Origin of the sequence: Paraglaciecola sp. (genome assembly GCF_030730205.1) — a bacterium.
Classification (GTDB): Bacteria; Pseudomonadota; Gammaproteobacteria; order Enterobacterales; family Alteromonadaceae; genus Paraglaciecola.
Map to the genome: position 1 here is coordinate 15,098 of NZ_JANQVQ010000030.1, position 17,805 is coordinate 32,902.

Here is a 17,805-nt window from a genome sequence, read left to right on the forward strand (position 1 = left end):
ATTACATTTTCCGCATGGCACACATAAATTCGGCTTCGCATGCGACGTTACCATTAACGCTTGCAATACCATGAAACATCCAAATACCACGACGTTCTTTTTTCAACTTAACGTCCATATCCATTCTATCTCCTGGCACCACAGGACGCTTGAAACGCGCTTTATCTATGCCAGCATACAGATATAAATCGTCTGAGTTGCCTGCTGTTTTAAATCCTAAGATGCCGGCAGCTTGTGCCAAGGCCTCTAGAATTAACACACCTGGAAAAATAGGTTTGCCAGGAAAATGCCCAGTAAAGCATGGCTCATTGAAGGTGATGTTTTTGTAAGCGCTGATCGAATCATTAAGCTTGTAATCGGTGACGCGATCCACTAACAAAAACGGATACCTATGAGGTAAAAGACTCAATATCTCTTCTATCTCAATCGTTTGTAATTCATTTGCCAAAAGGCCTCTCCTCACACTACTAAACCAAACTTTATTTAGTTTGTAACTTTTCCAAAGTTTTGATGCGCTGATTGAGATTATCAATATTTTTCAGTGCAACCATATTTTTACGCCAATCTTTGTTTGGTACTGCAGGCATTCCTGAAGAATACACCCCAGCAACAGTAATACTTTTAGTGATCATACTCATGCCGGTGATAAACACACCATCACAAATATCGATATGACCATTAATACCCACTAAGCCAGCAATACTGCAATTGCGACCGATCGTCGTGCTACCCGCCACAACGGTGCAGCCAGCGATTGCGGTATTTTCACCAATTACCACGTTATGCGCGATTTGACATTGATTATCAATGATCACACCGTCATGCAAAATTGTATCATCGAGTGCGCCACGGTCGATTGTGGTACTTGCACCGATTTCTACTCGGTCTCCGACTATGACTCGCCCGAGTTGTGGAATTTTGATCCATTTGCCTTTTTCATTGGCATAACCAAAACCATCACTACCAATCACGGTATTGGCTTGAACTAAGCAGTCTTGGCCAAGGGTGACACGATGGTAGATCGTCACATTGGCCCACAACTTAGTATTGGCGCCTATTATACTGTCTTGACCTACAAAACAACCAGCACCAATCTCGACGTTGGCACCAAGTTTTACACCGCGTTCGATAACAGCATTGGCACCCACTTTCACGTTGGTGCCGAGCACCGCTGTAGGGTCGATGACAGCACGTGGCGATATATCATGAGCCGATGCCGGTGTGGTATCCAACAACTGTGCTACTTTTGCAAACCCTACGTAAGGGTTGGGCATCACTAGCGCTGTACGTAGGCAATGGGCTTGTTCATCTGCGCCAATAATCACCGCTTGCGCAGAAGTACTAGCTAACTGACTACGATACTTGCTATTGGCTAAAAATGAAATCTGACCATCGCCTGCTTTGGCTAAGGTAGAAATTGAATGTATAAGGGAATTTTCGCTATCACCTTCAGCTAGGTGCAGTTGCGCACCGATAGCTGAAGCAATATCTTTTAAACTAATGGCATTAATCAAGGGAACCTTGCTTAAACCTCAGAGGTTTAATTAACTTTAGAAACTTGTTCTAGAACCGATTTAGAAATGTCGTGGTCAGGATTAATGAAAGCCACAGCATTAGCGTTTAAAATGACATCGTATTTTTCTTTCGCTGCAACGACGTCAATACCTTGTTTAATTAGACCTAACAATTTGTTCTGCTCGTCTTTTAAACGGTTTTGAATCTCTTGCTGTAATGGTTGAGCTTTGTTTGTGTATTCTTCACGCAGAGCAAGAATTTTATCTTCTAGTTCTTTTTTCTCTTTTGCGCTCATAGTTGCCGCATCACGCTGATTTTTTTCAAGATAATATTTAATATCTTTCTCTAAACGGCTCACTTCTTCCGTTTTGTCTTTAAACTCAGCCGCAATAGTCTGCTGAATAGTGGCAGCTTGAGGCATAGATTGAAAAATACCCTGTACATTGACTGCACCGATTTTCTGTTCTGCCATAACGGTTGTACTGGCCATTGCAGTTGCGAACAACGCGCTGGCAATTAAACTTTTACTGAATTTATTCAAAACAAACTCCTACTTCTATGAAAAACTGGCTTTCTTGCCAATCAAGTTATTAAAATGTTTGACCTATGTTGAAAGAGAAAAACTTAATATCATCCCCTTCACGCTCTTTTAATGCTCTAGAAAAACTGAACACCATTGGTCCCATGGGCGACAGCCATTGTACAGATAGTCCATAGGAAGCTCTATAAAGAGTTGGATCACTGTAATCAAGCAAATCATCGTTGTTAAAGCTTTTATTGATAGTCAAATCTTTGTACTTATCGTAATCAAATTCAGTATCCCACACATTACCTACGTCTAGGAAGATACTACTGCGCACTGAATTGTCAAAATCTGCTTCAACAAACGGGGTTGGCACAATTAACTCCAAGCCGCCCAATGCCATTGCGTTGCCGCCTAGTGAACGAGTAGAAATGGTAATTGAGTCATTCTCAGTACCAGAATAGATAGGAACACCATTTGGATCGGTCAACACTAAGCTAGGTGAAAGCTGTATACCACGCGGTCCGACAGTATTATTTTCAAAACCGCGCAAGGTATCGCTACCACCTGCGGTGAAATGCTGAGTGAAAGGTAAAATTTGGTCTATGCCATTGGTTGTGCCATAGCCATTTCCGTAACCCGCTTTAAAGCGTGCTAAGAAAGACCAGCGCTGATTACGCGACAAAGGGAAATACCACTTTGTATCAAGCTCAGTTTTAAAATAATTTACGTCAGAGTTTGGCGTCGTAATACTAAAGGAAGCACGTTGCGACGAACCAGCGGTAGGAAATACACCGCGGTTAAGGGTTGAACGCAACCACGCCACCGACGCTAAATAACTATCGTAATTAATGGCTGCGTCAGGGTCGTTAGGATCAACAAACTGGTTGTTAAAACGGGTAGTTTGTACGTAAGGCGTATTTTGGAATAGCTCAACGCTACTGTAGGTCAAACCAAAATTAATCCGGTTAAACTCATCAATTGGGTAGCCCACATTGGCGCCAATAGAATATTGCTTACTATTATATTGGATTAAGTTTGCTGAACTACCATCAAACTCACTGTAAGCAATCGTACCACCTAAGCTGATACCATCTATGGTGAAATAAGGGTCAGTATATGAAAGTTGTACACTCTTTTGGTATGAAACCGTGCTCACGTTGAAAGCGATACGCTTACCAGTACCCAAAAAGTTATCTTGTTGAATACCCGCTTGTAAGCTCAACTTGGTTCTATCACCGTAACCAATACCGGCGTTAAACGAACCTGATGCTTGCTCTTTTACGTCAAAGTTGACATCAACTTTGTCGTCTTCACCAGGCAAACGGATCGTTTCAAAGTCCACTTTTTCCATATAGGTCAGTCGGGATAAACTGTTTTTTGACGACTCTAACGTTGCATTAGACAACCACGAGCCTTCCATTTGTGTCACGGATTGACGTAATACTTCGTCAGCAGTGCTTACGTTGCCTTCAAAATTAATGCGGCGAACATAAATTCGTTTACCTGGATCCACTGATAAAACCAACTTCACCGTTTTATCTTCTTCATTAATATCAGGAATGGTGGTCACGGTTGGGTAGGCATAACCATAACGGCCTAGGTACTTACTAATAAATTCTTCGGTGTAGGTCACTTCTGCTTGGTTATACAATTCGCCTTTAGTAAGGGGTAAGACCAACTTAATGTATTCTTCATGGCCAAGTAAATCACCAATCAGTTCTACATCAGAAATCGTATATTGCTCACCTTCATCAACGTTTAAGGTAATGTAGATACCACTTTTCTCTGGGGTCATTGATACTTGGGTTGAATCAATATTAAAGCGCAAATAACCGCGGTCTTTGTAGTAACTGGTTATCGTTTCCATATCGCCAGATAACTTTTGTTTTTGGTAACGGGTTTCAGACATGAAATCCCACCACGGCGTATCGAATTGCAATTCAACTTGATCTAATAACTCTTTGTCAGCGAATTTTTCATTGCCCACAATGTTAATTTGTTGAATTTTAGCTGCATCACCTTCTTCAAACAGCAGCTTTACATCAACGCGGTTGCGCGGTAAGGGCGTGATGATCGCACTGACATCGGCGTTATATTTACCGATACTGTAATAAAAGTCTTTCAAGCCATTTTCGATTGAGGTTAAAACAGTCTTATCAAGAGGCTCACCGATTTTGATGTTGCTACCGTCTAAACTCTCCTGCAACTGCTCATCTTTTATGTCATCGTTACCATCGAAGATAATGCTACTGATGGTTGGGCGTTCTTTGACGCGCACTAACAATGTATCGCCGTCACGTAGGATCTGAATACTTTCAAAGTGAGTAGAAGAATACAACGCGCGGATAAGCTGGCTAATCCGAAAGCTATTCATTTCATCACCAACTTTAACCGGCAGATAGGTTAATGCCGCACCCAATGCAACCCTTTGCAAACCCTCGATTTTGATATCTTGAACAACAAATTCACTCTTGGCAGCCGCATTAGCAAAGCTAGTAATGGAAAGAATCAATCCGGCAACAACTAACTGTTTAAACTTCATTTATTAATATTCTTCCTAAACGCACAACAATTTGCGCATGACCAAATCGGTCGATAAAAACTACAAACGCGTTATATCATTTACAATCGCGATGCTCATTAACAGCAGCAAAATAACGCCGCCAATTTTAAAGCCAATTTCCTGCACAGACTCAGGTACCGGGCGACCGCTAACTAGCTCTATAAAATAATAGAGTAAGTGGCCACCATCAAGCACTGGTAGAGGTAAAAGGTTTATAATTCCTAAATTGACACTAATTAATGCTAAAAAGCTTAAAAAGTAGACTAATCCGGAACTGGCGCTCATTCCTGCGCCTTGAGCAATGGCAATAGGCCCACTCAAATTTTTGACTGATACATCCCCTGTTATCAGTTTTCCTAGCATTTCGACACTTAAGGTCATCAAACGCCATGTTCTATCAAGTGCCTTGCCTATCCCATCAATGAAACCGTATTGATAGTCAAACAAAACACCCTCTGGCCAATCACCCAACGTAGGAGTGAAGCCCATGTAACCACGTGTGACGCCGTTATCTGTTTTATCGCCGACTAAGCCTACTAACTTAACTAACTGGCCCGCTCGCTCAATTTCAATTTCAATTGTTTGGCCGGGACGTTTGGAAACATAACCCACTATTTGTTCCCAATTTTGCATAGTAGTTCCATCGAACTGCAGAATTTTGTCTCCTACCTGCAAACCAATGCGTTCTGCCGCTGAATTTTCGACCACTTGGCCCAATACCGGCAGTATCTCAGGACGGAAAACCGTAAAACCTAAACTACTGACCGCCGAACTTTTATCAGGGTCAAACTGCCAATTTTTGATGTTTAGGGTGGTCGTTTTCTCAAATTGTTGTCCCTTGGGCTGCCACGTAATGTCAATCGTATCTCTGCCGATATACGACATCAGCTCAAAATTCACTTCTTCCCAATTTCGAGTATTACGCGCACCAACGGCGGTAACGGTAGAATTCGCTGAAATAGCACTCTGACTGACAATGGTATCGGGCACTATTTCGCCGATCATTGCTTTGCTTGTAGGTACACCAATCAAAAACATTACGTATAAGGCGAAGACGGCAAAAATAAAATTGACTAAGGGACCTGCGGCAATGATGGCAATTTTCTTCCACACATTTTGCTGATTAAAGGCATAAGGTAAATCCGCACTTGAAACCTCATCAACCCTTTCGTCAAGCATTTTGACGTAACCACCCAGAGGAATAGCTGCAATAACGTATTCGGTGCCTAGTTTGTCTGTACGTCGCCACAAGGCCTTGCCAAAACCAATCGAGAAACGTAAGACTTTCACGCCACAGCGCCGCGCTACCCAAAAGTGCCCCCATTCATGCACAGCAACCAAAATACCAATTGCCAGAATAAAAGAGAGAATATTATGGATAAGATCAAGCATGACTGGCGCTCACTTTTTGGCTATTGCCTGCTATTTGAGCAATGACGGTGGCAGCGTGTCGCCGGGCTAGATTATCGATTGCAATGATGCTGTTGATATCTGTCACATCTTGGCGTGGAATCGCTTGCAAACAGGCATCGTTAACCCGTGCTATTTGTGTAAAACCAATCTGCTCCTGCAAAAAAGCTTCTACGGCACTTTCATTGGCTGCATTTAATACTGTTGTTGCGCTTTGACCTGCATTACTGGCGTCAATTGCTAATTTTAAATTTGGATAGCGCGCAAAATCGGGCGCGCAAAAACTAAAATTAGCAAGTTGCATAAAGTTTAGCGGTGCAACGCCTGATTCAATCCGCTTAGGATAGGCTAAAGCGTGTGCAATGGGGGTACGCATGTCAGGGTTTCCCATTTGCGCCAACACTGAACCATCACAATACTGCACCATCGAATGAATAATACTCTGCGGGTGTAATACCACTTCAATATCATCGCTTTGCAAACCGAACAGCCAACGGGCTTCAATAAACTCCAAGCCTTTGTTCATCATAGTGGCAGAGTCTACTGATATTTTGCGACCCATATCCCAATTAGGATGAGCACAGGCCTGCTGAGGCGTCATCGAACATAATTGCTCTATAGGTGTGTTTAAAAACGGTCCACCTGAGCCGGTCAGTAATATTTTACTCATACCACTGGCCGCTAAATCGCCGTAGACAAAATCACGTGGCAAACATTGAAATATGGCATTGTGTTCACTGTCGATAGGCAACAACTGAGCTTTTGAACGATTGGCGGCCTGAATAAACAAGTCACCAGACATCACTAGGGCTTCTTTATTGGCCAATAACACCTTCTTGCCTGCGTTTACACCAGCCATAGTGGGCAGCAAGCCTGCTGCACCTACGATAGCAGCCATAACAACATCAACTTCATTGTGAGCAGCAAGCTCTAAAATGGCGCGTTCTCCACACAGGACCTCGCAGGCCAAGCCATGTTGCTTAATGAGCTCTTGCGTTGCTGCGAAGTATTTTTCATCAGCCAAGGCAATATATTGTGGATTGCATAGCGCTGCTTGCTGCACTAATAAACGAATATTTTTATTCGCCGTAAGGGCAAAAACTTGGTATTTGTCTGGATGCCTCAGCACGACATCAATAGTACTTTGACCAATAGAACCAGTTGAACCCAGTATACAAATCGATTGCATTAAGCCATCCACAACACATAACAAAAAGCGAAGACGGGGAAAGCAGCAGTTAAGCTATCGATTCTGTCCATAATACCGCCATGACCGGGCAATAAGGTACCGCTGTCTTTTAAACCTGCGCAGCGTTTAAACATACTTTCGTTTAAGTCTCCTAGCGCTGACACACCAACCGTTAATGCGCCTACAAGTACGTGAAGCCAAATACGAGAGGGATCAACATGATAATGCAGTGCTGCAAAGGCAATAATGGCTGAGGATGCAAAAATGCCTCCCATCAAACCTTCAATGGTCTTACCCGGCGACACATTAGGACGCAATTTATGTTTACCAAATTTAACACCCACAAAAAATGCACCAATATCAGCGGCCCACACGATACCAAGGACATAAAAAATTAGCGATGCACCATAAAAGGGATCAACTTCATACAAGCTAGTACGCAGAGTCACCACCGCAACCCAAGTCGGGATCAATGTCAATAAACCAAAAATGGCTCGCAATATTTTACTGGTATGCCAAATGGAGCTGAACTTAGGATATAAAATGATCATCAATAATGAGATTAGCCACCAAGCAGAAGCCACTGACAGAATATATTGATAAAGATGATTTAATTGACCTTGATACCAAATCATATGAGTGGGAAGTAACCAACTCAAAAACAAACACGCTGCAACTATGACTGCAGCGTAAGCAAATTTAGTCCCAAAGCGCGTCATGCCAGACATGCTTGACCATTCCCAAGCACCTAAGCCGACGACCAAAGCAATCAATAACTCAAAGCCCAAAAGAGGCAAGAACAAAATGGCAAATAGCGCCATAGGCGCCAAGATCAAAGCTGTAATAATACGTTGTTTTAACACGTTATTTTATCCAAACTGAGCGTTTAGCTACTGACTTGTTCGCCCGTCATTCCAAATCGACGTTGACGCTCAGAAAAATTTGTTACGGCCTGAAGAAATACTTCTTCACTGAAATCAGGCCAATATTCATCAGTAAAATACAGCTCAGCATAAGCCAGCTGCCATAATAAAAAGTTACTGATGCGTTGCTCTCCACCTGTGCGAATTAATAAATCCACTTCGGGTAAGTCATTGGCACAAGTAAACGAATGGAAATGCGCTTCAGAAATGTCATCTACTGCCAGTGTTCCATCTTCAACTTGTCGACACAATGCTTTCGCGGCGTTGACTATATCCCACTTTCCACCGTAATTCGCGGCAATGTTCAGAGTCAAACCAGTATTATTCGCCGTCAATGTTTCTGCTTTTGTTATTTTTTCGATTAACTTTGCATCAAATCGGCTGGTATCACCAATTACTCTTAGTCTGACCTTGTTTTTATGTAGCTTTTTAACTTCGCTGCTTAAAACTAATTTGAACAACTCCATTAAGACGCTAACTTCTTCTACCGGCCGGCTCCAATTTTCACTGCTAAACGCAAACAAGGTAAGGGCATCAATGTTATTTTTAATTGCAAACGACACTGAAGCCTTAACCGCATCAACACCAGCCTTATGGCCAAATGTACGGATCTTACCTTTTTGTTTGGCCCAGCGCCCATTACCATCCATGATAATGGCCACGTGTTTTGGCATAATTGGGGCTGTAATTTGACTATCCATTTCCATTAATTTTCTAACACCAGTTTAGACTTCCATTAGCTCATGCTCTTTTTGAGCAAGAATTTCATCGATTTGCTTGATATAAGTATCTGTGGTTTTTTGCACAGACTCTTCGCCGCGGCGCGCATCGTCTTCACCAATTTCTTTTTCTTTAAGCAACTCTTTAATATCGTTGTTCGCATCACGACGAATGCTGCGGATGGCTACACGTCCACTTTCGGCTTCAGCACGAACGATTTTAATTAAGTCTTTACGACGTTGCTCTGTCAAAGCAGGCATGGGAATGCGCATCACTGAGCCAGCACTCATCGGGTTTAAACCCAAATCTGATTGCATAATGGCTTTTTCAACCGCTGTAGCCGCACTTTTATCAAATACAGTCAGCGCTAGCGTGCGAGAATCTTCTGCAATAATGTTTGCTAACTGTCTGATGGGCGTTGGCGTGCCATAATACGGCACCATGATGCTATCTAGTAGTCCCGGATGCGCTCTGCCAGTGCGAATTTTTGATAATTGGCTACGCAGGGCACTGATACTTTTTTCCATGCGCTCACGCGCATCATCATTAATGTCATCAATCACGATAATTTTCCTATTTTTGTAGTCATTTTTCGGGGTGGCAAATTAATGTGCCTTCATCTTCACCCAACACCACTGCTTTTAAACAGCCAGGTTTATTCATGTTGAATACCCTGATTGGCATGTTATGGTCTCTGGCTAAAGTAAAGGCAGCTAAGTCCATTACTTTCAATTCTTTATCTAATACTTCGTTATACGTTAAGGTTTTGTACATGACCGCGTGAGGATTTTTCACCGGGTCCGCGTCATACACACCATCGACTTTAGTGGCTTTGAATACCGCGTCGGCTTCTATCTCTATGCCACGTAAACAAGCAGCAGAATCCGTGGTAAAAAACGGGTTTCCTGTCCCAGCAGAGAAAATCACCACGCGACCTGACTTAAGTAAACTGATGGCCTCAGCCCAATTGTAGTCATCACATACACCATTTAGCGGGATAGCGGACATCAATCTGGCATTAACAGAAGCACGGTGCAACGCATCACGCATCGCTAAGCCATTCATTACCGTGGCTAACATGCCCATGTGATCGCCTACCACTCGGTTCATACCTGCTTTCGCTAGGCCTTCGCCTCTGAATAAATTTCCGCCGCCTATGACTAGGCCAACTTGTACGCCCAGTTCAACCAATTCTTTGATTTCTTGCGCCATGCGCTCAAGTACTTTGGGATCGATGCCAAAGCCTTCTTCTCCCATTAACGCTTCTCCACTGAGTTTTAACAAAATTCTGCGATAGACGGATTTAGGAGCAGTATTCATAGATTGGCATTTCCTTTGGTTTATAACTGTGTCGACGGTAAGCTAATTATTATTTAAAAAAAAGCACCTCAATTTGAGGTGCCCGTAGTTTATATGACAATGGCTTTTGGCAAAAGCCAAAGGCACATTTATTTCTTAGCAGCAGCCATTTGAGCGGCAACTTCTGCAGCGAAATCTTCTTGTTTCTTTTCAATACCTTCACCCACTTCAAAACGTACGAAGTTAATAACCTCTGCACCTTTAGATTTAAGTAAGGCAGAAACAAGCATGCTTGGATCTTTAATGAAAGGTTGACCAGTTAAGCTAACTTCACCAGTGAACTTGTTCATACGACCAGAAACCATTTTTTCAGCGATATCAGCAGGTTTGCCTGACTGCATAGCGATTTCTAATTGGATTTCTTTTTCTTTAGCAACAACTTCAGCAGGAACATCTTCAGGTCTTACGAACTGTGGGTTAGCCGCAGCAACGTGCATGGCAATGTCTTTTGCCAATTCTTCGTCGCCACCTTTAAGGATAGCCAAAACACCAATACGCGCACCGTGAACATAAGCGCCAACGTTATCGCCTTCAACAGAGATAACACGACGTGGGCTGATGTTTTCACCGATTTTAGTAACCAAAGTATCACGTACTTCACTTACCTTGCCGCCTTCAATATCAAAACCTGTTAAGGTTTCGATGTCATTTACGCTGTTAGCGTTTGCAACGTTAATAAGTTGTTCACCAAAGGCTAAGAAGCCTTTGTCACGAGCAACGAAATCGGTTTCGCAGTTCAATTCCAACATGGTGGCTACACCATTTTCTACTTTGGTCAAAATCACGCCTTCAGCAGCGATACGGCCGGCTTTTTTAGCGGCTTTAGCTTGACCAGATTTACGCATGTTTTCAATCGCAAGCTCGATGTCGCCATTCGCTTCAACAAGTGCGTTTTTACAATCTAACATGCCGGCGGCTGTACGCTCGCGCAATTCTTTAACTAGGGCTGCAGTCACTGCCATTTTCGTTTCCTCAGCAAATAAAAATTCTTGATTAACAATTAAAAAACAGGGGCCGTTGCCCCTGAGTTTATATTTTCGTTAGTGCAGAAAGGCCTGCACTACGACGAGATAACTTCGTTATGCGGCTAATTACTCAGCAGCTTCTACGAACTCGCCTTTTTCAGCTTGAACCACTAGGTCTTTTTCACGGCCTTCAAGGACGGCTGCTGCTGCTGCGTTCAAATATAATTGAACTGCGCGGATAGCATCATCATTACCAGGTACGATGAAATCTACACCGTCAGGGTTTGAGTTAGTATCAACGATAGAAATAACTGGAATACCAAGATTTCTGGCTTCAGTGATAGCAATGTGCTCATGATCAGCATCAATAACGAAAAGCGCGTCAGGTAGACCGCCCATGTTTTTGATACCACCAAGGCTGCTTTCTAATTTAGCCATTTCGCGTTGCAACATTAACACTTCTTTTTTGGTGATCTTGTCGAACGTACCGTCTTGGCTCTGTTGCTCAAGATCTTTTAAACGTTTGATTGATTGACGTACTGTTTTCCAGTTAGTCAACATACCGCCCAACCAACGCTTATTTACATAAAACTGGTCGCATTTTTCTGCAGCTTCTTTAACTGCTTCGCTTGCCGCGCGTTTTGTACCAACAAACAAGATCTTACCTTTTTTAGCAGCAACACCACCAACAAAGCTTAATGCTTCATTGAACATTGGTACTGTTTTTTCTAAGTTAATGATATGAACTTTGTTACGAGCACCAAAAATGAAAGGTTTCATTTTAGGGTTCCAATAACGAGTTTGGTGACCGAAGTGAACGCCTGCCTGAAGCATGTCGCGCATAGATACGTTTGCCATTATAAATTCCTCAATATGGGGTTAGGCCTCCATATATCCCAGTACTCGATCTTCTACCTACTATTTTGGTAGAAAACACCCCGAACACTGTGTCGATATATGTGTGTTATTTAGGTTAGTTTACCGACAATTAGTTTGGCTAATTTGACCACACCAATTTCAGCGGGGCGCTTTATATCATGCTGAATAACAATATTCAAGTTTAAGCTGCTTAGCCTATACATCACTTTCTTGAAAAGTTAAGATAGTGGCTGTATTCACCGTCGGTGATTAATTTGAAATTTAAATAGGAATTCCGTTTTGCCTGCGACGATAAAAACAGCCTCTGAAATTGAAAAAATGCGTATAGCGGGGCGTCTTGCCGCTGACGTATTGCAAATGATTGAACCTTTTGTCAAAAAAGGGGTAACTACCGATGAGTTGAACAAACTTTGCCACGACTATATTGTCGATGTGCAACAGGCAATACCTGCACCGCTCAACTACGGCCATCCACCTTTTCCAAAATCTATTTGTACCTCAGTGAATCATGTCATTTGTCACGGTATCCCATCTGATAAAAGTTTAAAGGATGGCGATATAGTTAATATCGACGTGACCGTTATAAAAGACGGATATCATGGCGATACCTCTAAAATGTTTGTTGTAGGTAAACCGAGTATTTTGGCTGAGCGTCTGATTCGAGTCACTCAAGAATCGTTGTACAAAGCCATACGCTTAGTTAAGCCAGGTGTAAGGCTGGGTGATATTGGCCATGTTATTCAACAATATGCAGAGAGCCATAACTATACGATAGTACGTGAATACTGCGGTCACGGTATTGGGGCGAACTTCCACGAAGACCCTCAAGTCGTGCATTACGGTAAGCCAAATACAGGTGAAGTACTAGAAGAAGGCATGTGTTTTACCATTGAACCTATGATTAACGCGGGACAAAGACAATCTAAAGTGCTACCCGACAAATGGACTGTGGTTACTAAAGACCGCAGTTTGAGTGCCCAATGGGAACATACCTTATTAGTGACCAAAGATGGGGTTGAAATCCTGACTTTGCGTGATGATGAACAAATTGAACGTATCATTAGTCATTAAAATTATATGCTAGCTTGATATCAAGCTAGCAAAATACCTCGCCAACTGACACAGTATTACTCTTGAAAAACATTGGTTTACGTTTTTTAACCAAGATAAAAGAGCTCTTTGTAGAGTTACTCCCTGACTGATAGTAAAAGGAATCTAACTTGTCGTTACAAAGCCTAATTGCACAAATAAAACTGATTAACTCAGCTGATAACATCGCGGGATTTAAGGCGTGTATTGCCAATAGTTACGAATGGTTAAACAGTGAGTTTAGCCGTGGTGATGTGACTGGTTTAGTCATGGGTAGAGCTACCTTTATTGATAGCATGTTACGCCATCTGTGGCGTTTATCTGACTTAAACCAACAAAAGCATCTCAGTTTAATTGCTGTGGGCGGCTACGGCCGAGGCCAATTACAGCCCTATTCAGATATCGACTTATTAATACTCAGCAGCAAATCGTTTTCAAAAAGTCAGCAAGACAGCATTAGCCGTTTTATTACCCTGCTGTGGGATATTGGTTTAGATTTAGGGCAGTCTGTTCGTACGATTAAAGAAACCTACAACCATGCCAAACAAGACGTCACCATAGCCACCAACTTGGTGGAAGCGCGTTTGTTGATTGGCAGCCAAGATACCTTTGAAGAATTGCAAGAAAAGCTACAATCTCGCAGTTATTGGAGCAGTAAAGATTTCTTTTTAGCCAAGTTAGAAGAACAGACCTTACGTCATTCAAAATTTAAAGGGACATCCTACAACCTAGAACCAAATATCAAAGAAAGTCCAGGCTGTTTAAGGGATATTCAATCGATTGGCTGGGTGGCAAAAAAACATTTTAAAGTCATTGATGGTACTGAGCTCATAAACAAAGGCTATTTCAATGAGCAAGAACTGGAAGAATTGATTGAATGTCGAAACCATTTGTGGCGTATGCGGTTTGCTTTACATCTAATTGCAGGACGTAGTGAAAATCGCCTGTTATTTGACTTTCAAACCGATGTAGCGGCTAAACTGGGATACGGAGAGGATGGTAAAGCTTCAGTCGAACGTATGATGAAAGCGTTTTTCCGAACAGTAAGACGGATCAGCGAATTAAATGAAATGTTATTACAGCGCTTTAGCTCGGATGTACTCGCCGCTAAAGTGAAAGTAAGCGAAAACATTAATAGTGATTTTGAAGTACTAGATGGGCTGATTGCACCTCGCCATAACGATGTATTCAACACCCCTGAAGATATTCTTCTTTTTTTATTAACGGTCGCTGATAACCCTCAAATTAACGGGTTGCATTCGAGTTCTTTGCGCCAATTACGATTAGCCAGACGTAAGTTTCACAGCCAGTATTTTGCTGAACGACCAGAGTGTCGGAAACTTTTTATGCAATTGATGAAACATCCCAACTATTTTGCCATCGCCTGGGATATCACTCACAAACATGGGATCATTCAAGCCTATCTACCCCAATGGGACCATATCGTTGGCATGATGCAATTCGATTTATTCCATGCTTATACCGTTGACGAGCACACGCATCGCTTGATCAAAAATGTGTATCATTATGGCTTACCTGAAAACAAAGATTTTCCTCGCTGCGGCCGCATTGTCAAGAATCTGGATAAGCCAGAATTGCTTTATATCGCGGCGATTTTTCACGACATCGGTAAGGGTCGTAATGGTGACCATTCCAAACTTGGCGCCATAGATGTTGAAGAGTTTTGTCAGACTCACGAAATTGAAAGCAAAGATGCCGAACTGATCAGTTGGTTGGTGGAAAACCATTTATTGATGTCGGTCATTGCACAGCGCCGTGATATCTACGATCCAGATGTGATCAATGAGTTTGCGACACAGGTACGCTCGCACAATAGCCTTAATCATTTATATGTGCTTACCCTAGCTGATATACGGGCAACCAACGATAATTTATGGAATGACTGGAAAGCTTCACTGCTGCGTGAGTTATTCTTACTGACTCAAAAAGCACTGGATAATGGCTTGGAATGTAAGGTTGCGATTCAAGACCGAGTCGATGAACACCAAACTAAAGCAAAGGCAATTTTGCTTGAAAATGGCATGAACCCTATTCAAATTGAACAATTCTGGAAACGTCTCAGCGACGATTATTTTGCGCGTTTCAAGCCAGAGCAAATAGCATGGCATGCCAATGTTATTTTGGCTTCTCATCCAATGACCGATGATTTTTTATTGGTTGAAGCCAATGAAAATACAGCTAAATCGGGCACCGAGCTTATTGTTTACGGCAAGATGAAGAAAAACATGTTTGCCCAAATTGCCTCGGTTCTCGACAGTCGCAATGTATCCATTCACGATGCGCAAATTATGCGCACTCATGACGGATATATTTTCGATAGCTTCATCATTCTTGAACACAATGGCGATCGAATTAATTCTGCGTCTCGATTGAATAGTTTGAAAAAAGCCGTTGAAACACAGCTTACTAAACCGGGTCAGGATCACAGCAACAAACGCAAAATGTCACGGCAAATGAAACAATTAGACGTGCCAACAAAAGTCCGCTTTTACCCTGGACACAGTAATGTCACACTGGTTGAATTAGAGGCACTTGATGCGCCAGGCTTACTCGCTAAAATTGGCGAGCTGTTTGTCGAGTTGGAGTTTAACCTGCATATGGCCAAAATTTCTACCATAGGTGAACGAGCAGAAGATTTGTTTATTGTGAGCAGCAAAGACAACACTCAATTAACGCAAAATCAGCAGGTACAATTTAAAACCCGTTTAAACGAAACACTGCATTAACAAGCTTACTGCTAACAAATATCATTTTTAGCCACTGCGCTTTGAGCTTAGCAACATCAATGCATGACTAAGCTCAAGTCTTTGGTTCATATAAACGCCATAAAAGTGGCACCCTTTTGTCACAAAAGGGTCTTACCCTAAGTTAACTGCCGTTACTTTTGTGTGAGTATTATGTTTACTGTTGACGAAGTACTAACTAAACACTATCCCAGCCTGACCAACAAGCCGCTGCTATCTAAGCCCCTGACCTTTTTATTAAGACGACTATTACATGAACGTGAAATGCAGGAGTTTGCTCAACAGTTTCCCCATGTCCGTGGCATTGATTTTGTAGAGCAAGTCTTAGATTACTTCAAAATTTCTTACTCAATTCGGGATGTTGAAAAACATCATATTCCCAGCGAAGGACGCGTGGTTATTATTGCTAATCATCCTATTGGCTCTTTAGACGCGCTAGCGCTTATTAAACTGGTCAGCGAGGTCAGAACCGATATAAAAGTGGTTGCCAACCAACTACTCATGGCACTTGAGCCACTGCATCCTTTATTATTACCAGTGAATAGCATGCAAGGTGGCACCGCAAAGGCGCATATTCAAAAAATACAACAGCAATTAGAAGCAGAAGGCGTAGTCATTGTATTTCCTGCTGGCGAGGTTTCAAGGTTACGTCCGCAAGGTATTCGCGATACCAAATGGCAAAGTGGCTTCTTACGTATCGCAAAACTAAGTAAATCCCCTATCCTGCCAGTCTTTATTGATGCGAAAAATTCACCATTGTTTTACAGTGTATCAATGGTCTACAAGCCATTAGCGGCCATGTTGTTAGTCACTGAAATGTTTAAACAGCAGCGTAAGCACCTGCCCATTCGCATCGGCGAGCTTATACCACTGGCCTCGTTTGTTACGCTTAATCTGCGTAAAAAGCATCAAGTCGCTTTATTTAAAAAGCATTTGTACAAAATAGGCCACGACAAAGTGGGAATATTCACAACCCAGAAACCAATCGCGTTACCTGAAAACCGTGTGGAATTAATACACGCTTTAAAAAAACAGGGTGAACGCTTAGGTGAAACCGTCGACGGTAAAATCATCTATCTGTACAAGCATGCTGAAAGTTCACCAATTTTGCGCGAAATAGGGCGCTTACGTGAAATCGCATTTCGAGCAGTTGGCGAAGGCACCAATAAAAAACGCGACTTAGACCAGTATGATCAAGACTATTTCCAGTTGATCTTATGGGATCCAGAAGAGTTAGAAATTGCAGGCGCTTATCGTTTTGGCGATGCCAAAAAACTGATTGCCAACAAAGGCCTCAAAGGCTTGTATTCTGCGACCTTGTTCGATTACGGTCCTGATATGACCCCTTACTTTGAACAAGGCCTAGAGCTTGGACGAAGTTTTGTACAACCCAAGTACTGGGGTAAACGCAGCCTCGATTATTTGTGGTATGGCATTGGTGCTTTTTTACAAAAACACCCACAATACCGCTACTTATTTGGGCCAGTAAGTTTAAGCAATAACTATCCAGTCGCCGCCAAAGACTTACTTATCTCGTTTTATCGCTTGTACTTTGCCCAAACCCAAGCCGTTGCTGAGGCTAAAACGCCTTACATTATACAGACCCCAGAAGTTGAGTATTTTGTCGGTAATCACTATCAACAAGATTTTTCTACTCTTAAACATTTACTTTCTGCAATGGGTGTCGCGGTTCCCACGCTTTACAAACAATACACCGAAACCTACGATGAAGGTGGTGTGCACTTTATCGATTTTAACATCGACCCAGATTTTAATGATTGTATTGATGGCTTAGTGTTAGCAGACATTTACTCATTAAAAGCCAAAAAACGGGCAAGGTATATGCCAAATGCCGAGATCCCACCACTGATTTAAGTTGTGCTAAGCTGCAAAGTATTCGCT

Annotated in this window: 15 protein-coding genes; 3 read left to right on the forward strand and 12 right to left on the reverse strand. The window is 42.3% G+C overall.

Going from position 1 to position 17,805, the window contains the following annotated elements; genetic code table 11:
* Position 1: 1 nt before the first annotated feature.
* From fabZ to rpsB, 12 genes are all read right to left on the reverse strand, one after another.
* Entirely contained in the window at positions 2–448 is a 447-nt protein-coding gene (gene fabZ / locus NWQ57_RS03280; RefSeq protein WP_306020611.1) for a 3-hydroxyacyl-ACP dehydratase FabZ, read from the reverse strand.
* A gap of 31 nt (positions 449–479) precedes the next feature.
* Complete coding sequence (lpxD, locus tag NWQ57_RS03285; RefSeq protein ID WP_306020612.1) at positions 480–1,514, reverse strand: UDP-3-O-(3-hydroxymyristoyl)glucosamine N-acyltransferase; 1,035 nt, start codon at positions 1,512–1,514, stop codon at positions 480–482.
* Between the two features lie 26 nt (positions 1,515–1,540).
* Positions 1,541–2,056 carry an OmpH family outer membrane protein gene (locus NWQ57_RS03290; RefSeq protein ID WP_306020615.1) on the reverse strand — a complete coding sequence of 172 codons (516 nt, stop codon included), beginning with the start codon at positions 2,054–2,056 and terminating at the stop codon, positions 1,541–1,543.
* A 49-nt stretch (positions 2,057–2,105) separates the two neighbouring features.
* Complete coding sequence (bamA, locus tag NWQ57_RS03295; protein ID WP_306020616.1) at positions 2,106–4,583, reverse strand: outer membrane protein assembly factor BamA; 2,478 nt, start codon at positions 4,581–4,583, stop codon at positions 2,106–2,108.
* A 60-nt stretch (positions 4,584–4,643) separates the two neighbouring features.
* Positions 4,644–5,996, reverse strand: a complete 1,353-nt coding sequence (gene rseP / locus NWQ57_RS03300; protein ID WP_306020617.1) for a sigma E protease regulator RseP — start codon at positions 5,994–5,996, stop codon at positions 4,644–4,646.
* Positions 5,989–7,203, reverse strand: coding sequence for a 1-deoxy-D-xylulose-5-phosphate reductoisomerase (gene ispC, locus NWQ57_RS03305; RefSeq protein ID WP_306020618.1), 1,215 nt, complete (start codon positions 7,201–7,203; stop codon positions 5,989–5,991). Before ispC ends, rseP begins: the two co-directional genes overlap by 8 nt.
* A complete protein-coding gene (locus NWQ57_RS03310; RefSeq protein WP_306020619.1) occupies positions 7,203–8,066 on the reverse strand; it encodes a phosphatidate cytidylyltransferase in 864 nt (287 codons plus the stop codon). Before NWQ57_RS03310 ends, ispC begins: the two co-directional genes overlap by 1 nt.
* 23 nt (positions 8,067–8,089) lie before the next feature.
* Positions 8,090–8,833, reverse strand: a complete 744-nt coding sequence (gene uppS, locus NWQ57_RS03315) for a polyprenyl diphosphate synthase (protein ID WP_306020621.1) — start codon at positions 8,831–8,833, stop codon at positions 8,090–8,092.
* Between the two features lie 18 nt (positions 8,834–8,851).
* The gene (gene frr, locus NWQ57_RS03320; RefSeq protein ID WP_306020622.1) at positions 8,852–9,409 is read right to left on the reverse strand and encodes a ribosome recycling factor; all 558 of its coding nucleotides are present in this window, start codon (positions 9,407–9,409) and stop codon (positions 8,852–8,854) included.
* 22 nt (positions 9,410–9,431) lie between these two features.
* The gene (gene pyrH, locus NWQ57_RS03325; protein ID WP_306020624.1) at positions 9,432–10,166 is read right to left on the reverse strand and encodes a UMP kinase; all 735 of its coding nucleotides are present in this window, start codon (positions 10,164–10,166) and stop codon (positions 9,432–9,434) included.
* Positions 10,167–10,294: 128 nt separating this feature from the next.
* A complete protein-coding gene (tsf, locus tag NWQ57_RS03330; RefSeq protein WP_306020625.1) occupies positions 10,295–11,167 on the reverse strand; it encodes a translation elongation factor Ts in 873 nt (290 codons plus the stop codon).
* A 129-nt stretch (positions 11,168–11,296) separates the two neighbouring features.
* Positions 11,297–12,028: a 30S ribosomal protein S2 gene (rpsB, locus tag NWQ57_RS03335; protein ID WP_306020626.1), complete on the reverse strand. Its 732-nt coding sequence runs from the start codon at positions 12,026–12,028 to the stop codon at positions 11,297–11,299.
* A gap of 300 nt (positions 12,029–12,328) precedes the next feature.
* On the opposite strand from rpsB, the gene map reads away from it, so the two are divergent.
* The 3 genes from map (at position 12,329) to NWQ57_RS03350 (ending at position 17,778) form a co-directional block, all read left to right on the forward strand.
* Positions 12,329–13,120, forward strand: a complete 792-nt coding sequence (gene map / locus NWQ57_RS03340) for a type I methionyl aminopeptidase (protein ID WP_306020628.1) — start codon at positions 12,329–12,331, stop codon at positions 13,118–13,120.
* A gap of 149 nt (positions 13,121–13,269) precedes the next feature.
* On the forward strand, positions 13,270–15,885 hold the full coding sequence (glnD, locus tag NWQ57_RS03345) for a [protein-PII] uridylyltransferase (protein ID WP_306020630.1): 2,616 nt from the start codon (positions 13,270–13,272) through the stop codon (positions 15,883–15,885).
* Between the two features lie 171 nt (positions 15,886–16,056).
* The gene (locus NWQ57_RS03350; RefSeq protein WP_306020631.1) at positions 16,057–17,778 is read left to right on the forward strand and encodes a lysophospholipid acyltransferase family protein; all 1,722 of its coding nucleotides are present in this window, start codon (positions 16,057–16,059) and stop codon (positions 17,776–17,778) included.
* Positions 17,779–17,805: the final 27 nt, after the last annotated feature.